The 12,669-nt window shown below is 67.6% G+C and carries 11 protein-coding genes; 9 read left to right on the top strand and 2 right to left on the bottom strand.

The genetic code is table 11. The features are described from left to right. Positions 1–120: 120 nt before the first annotated feature. Positions 121–2,190 carry a 3-hydroxyacyl-CoA dehydrogenase NAD-binding domain-containing protein gene (locus ACKN61_RS16485; protein WP_408950447.1) on the bottom strand — a complete coding sequence of 690 codons (2,070 nt, stop codon included), beginning with the start codon at positions 2,188–2,190 and terminating at the stop codon, positions 121–123. A gap of 218 nt (positions 2,191–2,408) precedes the next feature. Between ACKN61_RS16485 and rpoE the strand changes: the two genes are divergently transcribed. The 9 genes from rpoE (at position 2,409) to recO (ending at position 11,821) form a co-directional block, all read left to right on the top strand. Further along, positions 2,409–3,011, top strand: coding sequence for an RNA polymerase sigma factor RpoE (rpoE, locus tag ACKN61_RS16480; protein WP_031373660.1), 603 nt, complete (start codon positions 2,409–2,411; stop codon positions 3,009–3,011). After that, entirely contained in the window at positions 3,011–3,979 is a 969-nt protein-coding gene (locus ACKN61_RS16475; RefSeq protein ID WP_408950446.1) for an RseA family anti-sigma factor, read from the top strand. The genes rpoE and ACKN61_RS16475 overlap by 1 nt, the downstream gene beginning before the upstream one ends. A gap of 139 nt (positions 3,980–4,118) precedes the next feature. Continuing rightward, positions 4,119–5,675, top strand: coding sequence for a Do family serine endopeptidase (locus ACKN61_RS16470; protein ID WP_408953845.1), 1,557 nt, complete (start codon positions 4,119–4,121; stop codon positions 5,673–5,675). Between the two features lie 269 nt (positions 5,676–5,944). Further along, positions 5,945–7,738 (top strand): translation elongation factor 4, encoded by a 1,794-nt coding sequence (gene lepA / locus ACKN61_RS16465; protein WP_031373663.1) that lies wholly within the window; start codon positions 5,945–5,947, stop codon positions 7,736–7,738. Between the two features lie 230 nt (positions 7,739–7,968). Next, a complete protein-coding gene (gene lepB, locus ACKN61_RS16460; protein WP_031373664.1) occupies positions 7,969–8,754 on the top strand; it encodes a signal peptidase I in 786 nt (261 codons plus the stop codon). 90 nt (positions 8,755–8,844) lie between these two features. After that, complete coding sequence (locus ACKN61_RS16455) at positions 8,845–9,222, top strand: DUF4845 domain-containing protein (RefSeq protein ID WP_408950445.1); 378 nt, start codon at positions 8,845–8,847, stop codon at positions 9,220–9,222. Continuing rightward, positions 9,215–9,874 (top strand): ribonuclease III, encoded by a 660-nt coding sequence (gene rnc / locus ACKN61_RS16450; protein WP_408950444.1) that lies wholly within the window; start codon positions 9,215–9,217, stop codon positions 9,872–9,874. The genes ACKN61_RS16455 and rnc overlap by 8 nt, the downstream gene beginning before the upstream one ends. Before the next feature lie 178 nt (positions 9,875–10,052). Further along, positions 10,053–10,946: a GTPase Era gene (gene era, locus ACKN61_RS16445; protein WP_031373667.1), complete on the top strand. Its 894-nt coding sequence runs from the start codon at positions 10,053–10,055 to the stop codon at positions 10,944–10,946. Positions 10,947–11,065: 119 nt separating this feature from the next. Next, the gene (gene recO / locus ACKN61_RS16440) at positions 11,066–11,821 is read left to right on the top strand and encodes a DNA repair protein RecO (RefSeq protein WP_408950443.1); all 756 of its coding nucleotides are present in this window, start codon (positions 11,066–11,068) and stop codon (positions 11,819–11,821) included. Between the two features lie 92 nt (positions 11,822–11,913). On the opposite strand, the gene ACKN61_RS16435 is transcribed toward recO, so the two are convergent. Further along, on the bottom strand, positions 11,914–12,645 hold the full coding sequence (locus ACKN61_RS16435) for a response regulator (protein ID WP_408950442.1): 732 nt from the start codon (positions 12,643–12,645) through the stop codon (positions 11,914–11,916). Positions 12,646–12,669 lie beyond the last annotated feature (24 nt).

The raw sequence follows: 12,669 nt of genomic DNA, 5'->3' as shown, positions 1-12,669 counted from the left end.
CGGCAACGGCAACGGCAACGGCAACGGCAACGGCAACGGCAACGGCAACGGCAGGTGCATGCTGCGCAAACAAAGAAGCCGCGCGGTGCGCGGCTTCTTTGTTTCCAGGATCGCTTGCGCTTACTTGCGCAACAGCGGCGAATCCCAGCCGGGGCGCGGGGCGAAGCGGTCGCCGTAGCGGGCCTGCAATTGCTTGAGGCGGGCCAGCACGGCGTCGGGGCCGTTTTCGCGGACGTACTGGATCGGGCCGCCGCGGAACGGGGCGAAGCCGGTGCCGAAGATCACGCCGGCGTCGAGCAGGTCGCCGTCGCTGACCACGCCGTCGTGCAGGCAGGCCACGGCTTCGTTGATCAAGGGCAGGATCAGGCGGTCTTCGAGATCGTTCGGCGCTTTGTAGTCTTTCGACAGCTCCGGCTTCTGGGCGCGGCCGTTCTCCCACTTGTATAGACCCTGGCCGTCCTTCTTGCCGCGCTTGCCCGGCTCGACGTTGCTCAGCGCCGGAGGCACGGTCAGGCCGAGGAAGGGCGCGAGTTCGGCGCCGACGCCGGCGGCGACATCCAGGCCGACGGTGTCGATCAGTTCGATCGGGCCCATCGGCATGCCGAACTTGACCGCGGCCTTGTCGATCGCCGGGCCCGGGATGCCTTCGGCGAAGGCCGTGCCGGCTTCGAGCATGTAGGGGAACAGCACGCGGTTGACCAGGAAGCCCGGCGTGCCGGCGACCGGCACCGGCAGCTTGTCGATGGCCTTGCAGAACGCGGCCAGGCGTTGTTCGGTCTCCGGCGCCATGCGGTCGTGGCGGATGATCTCCACCAACGGCATCAAGGCGACCGGGTTGAAGTAGTGCAGGCCGCCGAACTGAGCCGGGCGGCGGATGTGTTCGCGCAGTTCGTCGAGCGGAATCGACGAAGTGTTGGTGGTCAGCAGCGCATCGGGTTTCATGCGCGGTTCGATCTGGTCGTACAACTCGCGCTTGGCTTCGGGCTTCTCGATGATCGCCTCGATCACCAGGTCGGCCAGGTCGGCGCCTTCGCCGCCCAGGTCGCCCTTGAGACGCGCGGCCACGGCCGGGCGCTTGGCCTCGTCCTTGACCTTCTTGGCGAACAGCTCCTGGGCGCGTTCGAGCGCGCCGTCGATGAAGCGTTGTTCGCGATCGGACAGCGTGACCTCGAAGCCCTTGTAGGCCGACCACGCCGCGATGTCGCCGCCCATCACGCCGGCGCCGACCACGTGCACGTGCTTGATGCCGTGCTCCTTGCCGCCCTGGCCCTTGAGCCGTTCCTGCAGGAAGAACACTCGGATCAGGTTGCGCGCGGTCGGAGTGGAGGACAGCTTGACCACCGACTTGCGTTCGGCGGCGAGCTTGGCTTGGACGCCGCCGCCGGTCCGCTCCCAGGTCGAGATCAGGGCGTAGGGCGCGGGGTAGTGCTCCTTGCGCGCCTTGCGGGCGACCTGCTTGACCAGCATCGGCGCGAGGATCTTGCGCGCAGGCCAGGTGTTGCTGGCCCAGCCCATGAAGCGTTGCTTGAACGGACGTTCGGCGCCGCGCAGGGCGATGCCGGCGGCGGTGTCGACCAGCACCGCGGGCTCGGCGATCTTGTCGACCAGGCCGATCGCGCGCGCGGCCGATGCCGACAGGGTGCGTCCGGTCAGCATCATGTCGAACGCGGCCGGTGCGCCGACCAGCGGCGGCAGACGCACGCTGCCGCCCCAGCCCGGGTAGATACCGAGCTTCACTTCGGGCAGGCCGATGCGGGTCGAGGCATCGCTGCTGGCGACGCGGTAACGGCAGGCCAGGGCGATCTCGGTGCCGCCGCCCATGCAGAAGCCGTGGATGGCCGCGACCGTGGGGCAGGGCAGTTCCGCCAGGCGCTGGAACACCTGCTGGCCGCGACGGATGGCGTCGCCGACCGTGCCTTTCTCGTCGAAGCTCTGGAACTCCTTGATATCGGCACCGGCGACGAAGCCGCTGCTCTTGGCCGAGCGCAGCACCAGGCCCTTGGGCGGGTCCAGGGCGAGGCGCTCCAGCAGGCCGTCGAGTTCGATCAGCACTTCCTGGGCGAAGGTGTTGACCGGCGATCCTTCGCGGTCGAACGAGAGCACCAGTACGCCGTCCTCGCGCAATTCGGTGTGCCAATGGCGGGCGCGGAGCCCGTCAAAAGCGGGGAGGCCGTCGAGGGCTGCAGTCATGCCGCACCATCCGTTCAGGTATGGGAAGCCGCTATCATCCCGATCTTGTTTCACTGCCGTCAAATCGCCCGTGTCGACAGGCCCCGGGGGCCTCATGTGACACTTGGCGGTTGCGGGCGACCGCCGGCGGCCCCATTAATGCCGCGATTGAACTTTTCCCCCGACAGGGTTGTCCCATTGTTCGGCTATTGCCGAGCTGACAGGAGTGCCGGCGCGGCATGGCCGAGAATGAGTTGGACCAGGAGCTGGTCAGGCGTGTCCAGCGTGGCGACAGCGCAGCGTTCGATGCCTTGGTGCGCAAGTACCAGCATCGGATCACCGCGCTGATCGGGCGCTACATCCCCGACTGGAGCGAATGCCAGGACGTGGCCCAGGAAACCTTCATCCGCGCTTACCGCGCGATGGCGAACTTCCGCGGCGACGCCCAGTTCTATACGTGGTTGCACCGGATCGCCGTGAACACCGCCAAAAACTATCTGGTTGCCCAGAACCGCAGGCCGCCCACCGACGACATCGACGCCGGCGACGCCGAGCAGTTCGATACGGGCATCCGCCTGCGCGACACCGATACCCCGGAGCACGAGCTGCTGCGCCAGGAGATCGAGCGCACGGTAATGCGGGTGGTGGATTCGTTGCCGGAAGAATTGCGGGCCGCCATCACCTTGCGCGAGGTGGACGGCCTGAGCTACGAGGAAATCGCGCAGAAGATGGCTTGCCCGATCGGCACCGTGCGTTCGCGGATCTTCCGCGCCCGCGAGGCGATCGACACCGAACTTCGGCCTTTGCTGGACAATCAAGACACCCGGGAGCGCGCCCACTGATGACGTCTACTACCCTCCATGGCGATGATCGCGAAAACCTGAGCGCGCTGTTCGACGGCGAGCTCGACGGCGACGCCGCGCGCTTCGCGCTGAAGCGGCTCGGTCACGATGTGCAGTGGCGCGACACCTGCGGCCGCTGGCAGCTGTGCGGCGACGTGCTGCGCGGCAAGGTCAGCGGCGCGGCCGGGCACGATTTCGCCGGGCGCGTGGCCGCGGCGGTCGCCGCCGAAGCGGCGATGCTGCGTTCGCAAGAGGCCTCATTGGCGGGCAAGGCCGAGGCCGGCATCACCCCGCGTCGGGCCGGCGGCTCGCGTCGCGGCTGGATCGGCGGCGCCCTGGCGGCTTCGGTCGCGGTGGCGGCCTTGTTCGTGGCGCGTCCGTTCTCCGGCGATCCGGCCGCTACGGCTACCGACCCGGCCCAGGTCGCCGCGCAGAGCGCTCCGGCCGCTCAGGCATCGGCACCGATACCTGTCCCGGCACCGGTCGAGCAAGCGCCGGCGGCTTTGGCTGCGGCGCCGGCCCAGTCCGATCCCACCCAGCCCGAGCCGGCACTGACTTCCGGCGACGCTTCGGCGCTGGCCGGCGCGGTCGCGGTCGCCGAAATCCCGCGCCGTCTGGCCGAACGCCGTTCGCGCGGCCAAAGCCAGCGTGCCGCCCTGCGCGCCTCCGAGCGTGCGGCCGAGGCACCGGTGCAAGTCGTCGCGGTCGCCAGTGCCTCCCCGCTGCCGGCCGATGCCGTCCACGCCAACCCGTTCCGGCCGCAGCCGAGCGAATCGCCCGCGGCGCGCCCGTGGCCGCGCGCGGTCCTGCCCAATTATTCGGGCGGCAGCAGCTATACCGCCGGTTACGGCAGCGTCGGCAACGGCGGCAGCGCCTCGCAATCGTTCTACCCCTTCGAGCCCGCAACCCAGGCCGAAGAGGCCAGGGCACGGTCGCAAGCCACGCAACGGCCGCAGCCACAGCCCTGATCCGCCCTGCCTGCCACGGCCGTTCCGGCCGGGCAGACCCCTTTCGCCGAATGCGCGGCCCCGCCGCGCAACGCGACCTGCTGTCCTTTTCCCGGAAAATCCACGTCGTTTCGAGGCCGCTTCCATGATCCGTCCCCTGATGAACAGCCTTCCGAAGAGCACCGCAGCCGGCAGCCGCCCGCTGCATTCCCTGGCCCTGGTCGGCGCGATCATCGCCGCGCTGCCGGTGGCCTGCACGGCGCAGGCGCCGACCACCCCGATCGCGCCGCCGCCGTCGGCGACGCCCGCGGCTCCCCTGGTCGCCGGTCTGCCCGATTTCACCAATCTGGTGCAGCGGGTCGGCCCGGCGGTGGTCAACATCAGCGCCGAGGTCACCCCCAAACGGGTGGCGCGCAGCGGCGGCATGCCGGACGAGGAGCAGATTCCCGAGTTCTTCCGCCGCTTCTTCGGCCCGGAAGGCATGCCGGGCATGCCCGGGCCGGGCCAGCAGGGCCCGCGCCAGCCGCGCGGCGGCGGTCGTTCGATCGGCAGCGGCTTCCTGATTTCGCAGGACGGCTATGTGCTGACCAACCATCACGTCGTCGACGGCGCCGACACGGTCACGGTCAAGCTGACCGACCGCCGCGAGCTCAAGGCCAAGGTGATCGGCAGCGATGAGCAGTCCGACGTGGCCCTGCTCAAGATCGACGCCAAGGGCCTGCCGTTCCTGCGCGCCGCCGGCGCCGGCCAGACCAAGGCCGGGCAGTGGGTGGTCGCGATCGGTTCGCCGTTCGGCCTCGACCATTCGGTCACCGCCGGCATCGTCAGCGCGGTCGGGCGCAGCAACCCCTATGCCGATCAGCGCTATGTGCCCTTCATCCAGACCGACGTAGCGATCAACCAGGGCAACTCGGGCGGCCCGCTGCTCAACACCAGCGGCGAAGTGGTCGGCATCAATTCGCAGATCTTCTCGAACTCCGGCGGTTACATGGGCGTGAGCTTCGCGATCCCGATCGACGTGGCGATGAATTCGGCCGAGCAGTTGCGTGCGACCGGCAAGGTCAGCCGCGGCCAGCTGGGCGTGGTCGTGCAGGTGCTCACCAACGAAGGCGCCAAGGGTTTCGGTCTGCCCGACAGTAACGGTGCCCTGGTGTCGCAGGTGTTGCCGGGCGGTCCGGCCGACAAGGCCGGTATCCAACCCGGCGATGTGATCCGTTCGGTCAATGGCACCCAGATCCGCGAGTCCAGCGACCTGCCGCCCTTGATCGGCAATCTTGCCCCGGGCTCGCGCGCCAAGTTGGGGGTGTTCCGCGACGGCAAGAATGTCGAACTCAACGTCGCGGTCAGCGAGCTCGATGCCGGGGCCTCTGCCGACCTCAGCGGGGACAAGCCGGCCCGACCGGGCGACTCGGCCGCCCCGCGCAGCAACGGCAATCCGCTCGGCCTGGTCACCCAGGACGTCGATGCGGCCACCCGCCAGCGTCTCGGCATCAAGGCCGGCGAGGGCGTGGTGGTCCGCGATCCGGGCGACGCCGCCGGCGAGGCCGGGGTGCGTCCGGGCGATGTCGTCCTCTCGGTCGGCCGGGTCCAGGTCGGCAGCGCCGCGGCCCTGGATCGCGCTCTGGCCGGCACCAAGCCGGGCCAGACGGTAATGCTGCTGATTCGCCGCGGCGCCGCGACCCAGTTCATCGCGGTCCAGGCCAGCGAGGAAAAATAAACCTCAGCCCGCGTTCCAGCCCACGTTCCAGCCCGAGGTGCCTGCCGGCGCCGCCGGGCTGGAACCGCGCCGGGCCAGCCGATGAGCGCCCGCCTGTCCGCGGCGGGCCTCCGCGTCGGTCAGGGCCGGCTGCACGGTCCCGGTGTGCTTCCGGCGGGCTTTCTGAGCGACGCCCGCGGGGGCAACGCGGGAACTGCCGTCAGTGCCGGGGCCTATGCGATAATCTCCCGTTAATTTTCCTGGAACCGGCGAGCTCCGCGTCGCCCCGCATGCAACACATCAGAAACTTCTCGATCATCGCCCACGTCGACCATGGCAAGTCGACGCTCGCCGACCGCATCATCCAGCTGTGCGGAGGTCTCGAAGCGCGCGAGATGGAAGCGCAGGTGCTCGATTCCAATCCGATCGAGCGCGAACGCGGCATCACCATCAAGGCCCAGTCCGTGTCCTTGCCCTACAAGGCCAAGGACGGGCAGGTCTACCAGCTCAACTTCATCGACACCCCCGGGCACGTCGACTTCAGCTATGAGGTCAGCCGCTCGCTGGCCGCCTGCGAAGGCGCCCTGCTGGTCGTCGACGCCGCCCAGGGCGTGGAAGCGCAATCGGTGGCCAACTGTTACACCGCGGTGGAGCAGGGCCTGGAAGTCGTGCCGGTGCTCAACAAGATCGACCTGCCGACCGCCGATATCGAGCGCGCCAAGGCCGAGATCGAAGCGGTGATCGGCATCGACGCCGAGGATGCGGTCGCGATCAGCGCCAAGACCGGCCTCAACGTCGACCTGGTGCTGGAGGCGATCGTCAAGCGCATCCCGCCGCCGAAGCCGCGCGATACCGACAAGCTGCAGGCGCTGATCATCGACTCGTGGTTCGACAACTACCTCGGCGTGGTCTCGCTGGTGCGGGTCATGCAGGGCGAGATCGTCCCGGGCAGCAAGATCCTGGTCATGTCGACCGGCCGTACCCACCTGGTCGACAAGGTCGGCGTGTTCACGCCCAAGCGCAAAGACCTGGCCAAGCTCGGTGCCGGCGAAGTGGGCTGGATCAACGCCAGCATCAAGGACGTCCACGGTGCGCCGGTCGGCGACACCCTGACCCTGGCCAGCGACCCCGCGCCCAAGCCGCTGCCGGGCTTCCAGGAAATGCAGCCGCGCGTGTTCGCCGGCCTGTTCCCGGTCGATGCCGAGGACTATCCCGCGTTGCGCGAAGCCCTGGAAAAGCTGCGCCTCAACGACGCCGCCCTGCGTTTCGAGCCGGAAAGCTCCGAGGCCATGGGCTTCGGCTTCCGCTGCGGCTTCCTCGGCATGCTGCACATGGAGATCGTGCAGGAGCGCCTGGAGCGCGAATACGATCTGAACCTGATCAGCACCGCGCCGACGGTGATCTACGAAGTGCTCAAGACCGACGGCACCGTGATCCCGATGGACAACCCGGCCAAGCTGCCGCAGTTGAACCTGGTCCAGGAAATCCGCGAGCCGGTGATCCGCGCCAACATCCTCACGCCGCCCGATTACATCGGCAACGTGATCAAACTGTGCGAGGAAAAGCGCGGCGTGCAGATCGGCATCACCTACATGGCCAGCCAGGTGCAGATCAGCTACGAGCTGCCGATGGCCGAAGTGGTGCTGGACTTCTTCGACAAGCTCAAATCGGTCTCGCGCGGCTATGCCTCGCTGGACTATCACTTCCTGCGTTTCCAGGATGGCCCGTTCGTGCGCGTGGACACGTTGATCAACGGCGACAAGGTCGATGCGCTGTCGATCATCGTCCACCGCAGCCATGCCGACCGGCGCGGCCGCGACTTGTGCGAGAAGATGAAGGAGCTGATCCCGCGGCAGATGTTCGACGTCGCGATCCAGGCCGCGATCGGCTCGCAGATCATCGCCCGCAGCACGGTCAAGGCCATGCGCAAGAACGTTTTGGCCAAATGTTATGGTGGCGACATCAGCCGCAAGAAGAAGCTCCTCGAAAAGCAGAAAGAGGGCAAGAAGCGGATGAAGCAGGTCGGTCGCGTGGAGATTCCGCAGGAAGCCTTCCTCGCGGTGCTGTCCACCGGTGACAAGTAAGCGAACGGCGGAAATAGGGAGGGGGGTTGAGGAACCGCGGCTGCGCCCGATCCGGCGCAAAGCGGTTGCGACGATCGTCCAGGAGTTTCCGTAACATCATCGGACTGCGAGGGTAGGCAGGGGGTGGGACAGGCGCAACGCAATCGAGCCGTCATGGCCGGTCGCGCACGACGTTCGGCCCGCCGGCTGCGTTTCTCGGCTCCGGCTCACAACACCGCAAGGAAACGGCAATGCGTTGGTTCGAAATCGCACTGGTGTCGCTGACGATATTCACCGGCGTCGTCTGGCTGCTCGACAAGCTGGTCCTGGCCAAGCGCCGCGCCGCGCGCGAGGGCCTGCTCGACGACGGCAAGGAGCCGATCGTCGTCGACTATTCGAAGGCGTTCTTCCCGGTGCTGTTCGTGGTGCTGATCCTGCGCAGCTTCATCGCCGAACCGTTCCGGATCCCCTCGAATTCGATGATGCCGACCCTGTTGACCGGCGACTTCATCCTGGTCAACAAGTTCACCTACGGCCTGCGCCTGCCGATCACCAATCGCAAGATCCTGGCGATGGGCGAGCCGGCGCGCGGCGACGTGGTCGTGTTCCGCCCGCCGCACCACCCCGAGCAGGACTGGATCAAGCGCGTCATCGGCCTGCCGGGCGACAAGATCAGCTACCGCGACGGCCGCCTGACCGTGAACGGCGAGCCGATCCTTTACGCCCCGATCGGCACCTACCAGGGCCGCGGTAACGGCACCGAGATGACCGGTGCCCAGGAATTGCGCGAGCAGGTCGGCAACCACGTTCATCGGATCCTGCTGCGCGCAGAGTCGCCGCTGCTGGACCAGGGCGAGGGCGAATGGGTCGTGCCGCAGGGCGAGTATTTTGTGATGGGCGACAATCGCGACAACAGCGAGGACAGCCGATACTGGGGCTTCCTGCCGGAACAGAACCTGCGCGGCAAGGCGTTCCTGATCTGGATGAACTTCGATGGGGGCGTGGATTTCTCGCGCATCGGCAGCAGCATTCCGTAACGGCGCTGCGTCGTTGCGGATGGGGACGAGGTTCGCGAGTGCATCGGGCACGCGCGAACCCGGCACATTGATCAATTGGGGATCGAAGGTATGAAGCGTAACCAGAGCGGCATCACCCTGATCGGGTTCATTCTCCTGCTGGCCGTGGTCGGCGTATTCGCTTACATGGGCATGAAGCTGGTGCCGATGTATACCGAGTTCTATTCGGTCAAGCGTTCGCTGGCGGACCTTGCGAAGGAGCCGGGTGCCAGCCAGATGGACAGCGGCAAGGTCAGAACCTTGTTGTTCCGTCGTTTTGAAATGAGCTATGTCGAGAGCGTGAAGCCGACCAACGTTAAAATCGTGCGTAACGACGAAGGCATCCAAGTCGCCGTGGCTTACGAAGTGCGCCGTCCGTTGATCGCCAACCTGGACGTGGTCGGGCGCTTCAATACCGTGCAGCAGATGCGCTCCAACGGCAGTGACTGATTCGCTCACGCATCGTTTCGCGAACCCGGGATTGCTGGAGCAGGCCCTGACGCATCGAAGCGCCGGGGCCCCGCATAACGAGCGTCTCGAGTTCTTAGGCGATGCATTGGTAAACCTGATGGTGGCCGAGGCGCTGTACCAGCGCTGGCCGCAGGCCGACGAAGGCGCGTTGACCCGCGCCCGCGCCGAGCTGGTGCGCGAGTCGGCACTGGCGCCGATCGCGCGCACGCTCGAACTCGGCGCAAAACTGACCCTCGGCCCCGGCGAAATGAAGTCCGGTGGGCACCGCCGCGACTCGATCCTCGCCGATGCCCTCGAAGCCGTGGTCGCGGCGATCTACCTGGATGCAGGCTTCGAGGCCTGCCGCACCCAGGTCCTGCCCTGGTTCGCCGCAGCCATGGAGGCCCTGCCGCCGCCGCACAAGGTCGGCAAGGACGCCAAGACCCGGCTGCAGGAATGGCTGCAGGGGCGGCAGAAGCCGCTGCCGGTGTACACCCTGATCGCCGAAAGCGGCGAAGACCACGCCAAGACCTTCCAGGTCAGCTGCGTATTGACACAGCCGCCGCTCAGCGCGGTGGGCGAAGCCGGCTCGCGCCGCGCCGCCGAGCAGATCGCCGCCGAGGACGTGCTGCGCCAGCTCAAGGCGGATTGACTGCCTGGGCGGGCCCGGGCGGGAATCGGGAGTCGGGAATCGTAAAAGCCGGAGCCGTCGGGTCCTGGTTTCTCGGCGCATGCGCCAGTTCGCGATGTAGCGCTCGCCGATTCTCTATTCCCCATTCCCGATTCCCAGCCGATTTGCTGTTCCCGCCGCCCAGGCGGACAATTCCCCCATGACTTCCTCTTCGCATCGCGCCGGCCACGTCGCCGTCATCGGCCGTCCCAACGTCGGCAAATCCACCCTCGTCAACGCCCTGGTCGGGGCCAAGGTCAGCATCGTCTCGCCGCGCCCGCAGACCACGCGCCATCGCCTGCTCGGCATCGCCACCTTTCCAGAAGGCCAGCTGCTGCTGGTCGACACCCCCGGTATCCACCGCGAACAAAAGCGGGCGATGAACCGGATGATGAACCGCGCCGCCCGCGGCGCCCTCGAAGGCGTCGATGCGGCCCTGCTGGTCGTGCGCGCCGGGCAGTGGGACGACGAGGACACCCTCGCGTTCGACGCCCTGCGCGGCGCCGGCCTGCCGGTGGTGCTGGTCGTCAACCAGGTCGACCGCATCACCGACAAGACCGTGCTGCTGCCGTATCTGGCGAAAGTCAGCGAAGGCCGCGATTTCGCCAGCGTGCATCCGATCTCGGCGCTCAAGGGCAAGGGCCTGGACGCCCTGGTCAAGACGGTGCTGTCGCTGCTGCCCGAGCAGGAAGCGCTGTACGGCGAAGACGAGATCACCGACAAGAGCCAGCGCTTTCTCGCCGGCGAAATGGTCCGCGAACAGCTCATGCGCCAGCTCGGCGAAGAGCTGCCGTACGCGACCACGGTCGAGATCGAGCGTTTCGTCGTCGACGGCGAATTGCTGCGCATCGGCGCGGTGATCTGGGTCGAACGCGAAGGCCAGAAAGCGATCGTGATCGGCAAGGCCGGTTCGCGCCTGCGCGAGATCGGCGCCAAGTCGCGCGTGCAGATGGAGCGCCTGTTCGGTTCCAAGGTGTTCCTGGAAACCTGGGTGCGCGTGCGCGAAGGCTGGTCCGACAACGAAGCAGCCTTGCGCCAGCTGGGATACGAGTGAGGGCCGGGATTCGAGATTCGAGATTCGGGATTAGGAAACACTGCCGCCAACTGGCGGGGCCCGATCGCCGCGCATCGCATTGACGAATCTCCAATCCCGAATCCCCACTCCCGGCTCTCATGCACCTCGTCGCCGAATCCGCCTACGTGCTGCACACGCGCCCCTTGCGCGAGACCAGCCTGTTGGTCGAGGTGCTCAGCGAGCATCACGGGCGCATCGGTCTGGTCGCGCGCGGGGTGCAGGGGCCGAAACGGCAGGTGCTGCGCGCGGCCTTGCAGCCGTTCCAGCACATCCGCCTGGATGCCTTGGCGCGCGGCGAACTGGCCCGGCTGATCTCGGCCGAAGCCCTGGACGCTGCCCCGCGCTTCGACGGCGAAGTCGCGCTGGCCGGTTTCTACATCAACGAATTGCTGCTGCGCCTGCTGCAGCGCAACGACCCGTTCCCGGAGCTGTACGAGCTGTACGGCCGCACCCGCGCGCGTCTGCGGGACGAGGGGCTGGCCTGGACCTTGCGCTGTTTCGAGCGCGATCTGCTCGATGCGCTCGGCTCGGGCTTCGATTGGAGCGTCGACGCCGAGGGCGTCGCGATCGATCCCGCCGCGCGCTATCGCCTGGACCCTGAGCAGGGGCCGCGGCGCATGCTCAGCGATCGCGGCCATGGGGAGCGCAGCGCCGCCGCGACCGGCCGGGCCTTGCTCGCGCTCGCTGACGACAGCGCGCCGGAAGCGGCCGATCTGCCGGGCCTGCGTCAGGCCATGCGTTCGGTGCTCGTGCACCATCTGGGGCCGCGTGGTTTGAAATCCTGGGAGTTGTTGGCCGATCTGGCGCGGGTGGCGCCGAAGCGCGAGATCCGGCGCGACGACGACGTCGGCTGAGCGTATCGGTTTGGCCGGAACAAGCGGCTGCGCATACGCAGTCGCTCGCACCATCTGCCGCTGGAACCAGCCGCAAACCCGAAGCGAAGGATTCAGCCCAGCATCGGCTGGGCGATGGTGTCTTGCGCGGCCTGATCGAAACGCGTCAGCAGCAAGGACGAATCCGGCTGTGCCTGCAGCTCCTGTACCGCCTGTGCCAGGCGTGCGGCGCCGACGAAGCCGCAACTCGCACGCAGCTTGTGCAGTTCGCCGCGCAAGGCGTCGAGGTTGCCCAGTTCGGCCGCGCTGGAGATCGAGCGCCGTGCGTTCGGCAGTTCCTGGGTGAACAGCTCGCGCAGGGTCGCGATATGGGCGCGATTGCCGTTGAGTGCGCGCGCGGCGACCTCGTCGTCCCAGATCGGCGCATCGGCGTCGTCGATCGACGACAGCGCGACCGCGACATCGTGCTCGGGCAGGCCGAGCAAGCGACGGACCGCGGCGCGCACCGCGGCCGCGGGCAATGGTTTGACCAGCACTTCGGCGAAGCCCGAGGCGATCAGGCGGTCGCGGACTTCGGTTTCGCCGGTTGCGGTATGAGCGACCGCGAGCGTGCTCGGATGACGCTCGCGCAGGCGCTTGAGCAGGTCGATACCGCTGCCGTCGGGCAGGTGGGCATCGAACAGCCAGAGTTGGTAGTCCTCGGCATTGCCGAGCGCCATCGCCGCGGCAAGGCTGTCGACGCCGTCGACTTCGGCCGGCACGGCCTCGACCGCGGCGGTCAGGAAGGCGCGGCTGGTCGGGTCGTCCTCGACCAGCAAGATGCGTGGGACTTGGGATGTCTTCATTGCCGGTTCGCTTCCGCCCGCTAT

It is taken from the genome of Lysobacter sp. Hz25 (genome assembly GCF_046097045.1).
GTDB lineage: Bacteria > Pseudomonadota > Gammaproteobacteria > Xanthomonadales > Xanthomonadaceae > Lysobacter > Lysobacter antibioticus_B.
This window is presented reverse-complemented; position numbering and strand designations above follow the sequence as displayed.

Bases quoted from the DNA above. Each gene is read 5' to 3' on its own strand.
- ACKN61_RS16485 (WP_408950447.1), bottom strand. From the start codon at position 2,190: ATGACTGCAGCCCTCGACGGCCTCCCCGCTTTTGACGGGCTCCGCGCC.
- rpoE (WP_031373660.1), top strand. From the start codon at position 2,409: ATGGCCGAGAATGAGTTGGACCAGGAGCTGGTCAGGCGTGTCCAGCGT.
- ACKN61_RS16475 (WP_408950446.1), top strand. From the start codon at position 3,011: ATGACGTCTACTACCCTCCATGGCGATGATCGCGAAAACCTGAGCGCG.
- ACKN61_RS16470 (WP_408953845.1), top strand. From the start codon at position 4,119: ATGAACAGCCTTCCGAAGAGCACCGCAGCCGGCAGCCGCCCGCTGCAT.
- lepA (WP_031373663.1), top strand. From the start codon at position 5,945: ATGCAACACATCAGAAACTTCTCGATCATCGCCCACGTCGACCATGGC.
- lepB (WP_031373664.1), top strand. From the start codon at position 7,969: ATGCGTTGGTTCGAAATCGCACTGGTGTCGCTGACGATATTCACCGGC.
- ACKN61_RS16455 (WP_408950445.1), top strand. From the start codon at position 8,845: ATGAAGCGTAACCAGAGCGGCATCACCCTGATCGGGTTCATTCTCCTG.
- era (WP_031373667.1), top strand. From the start codon at position 10,053: ATGACTTCCTCTTCGCATCGCGCCGGCCACGTCGCCGTCATCGGCCGT.
- recO (WP_408950443.1), top strand. From the start codon at position 11,066: ATGCACCTCGTCGCCGAATCCGCCTACGTGCTGCACACGCGCCCCTTG.
- ACKN61_RS16435 (WP_408950442.1), bottom strand. From the start codon at position 12,645: ATGAAGACATCCCAAGTCCCACGCATCTTGCTGGTCGAGGACGACCCG.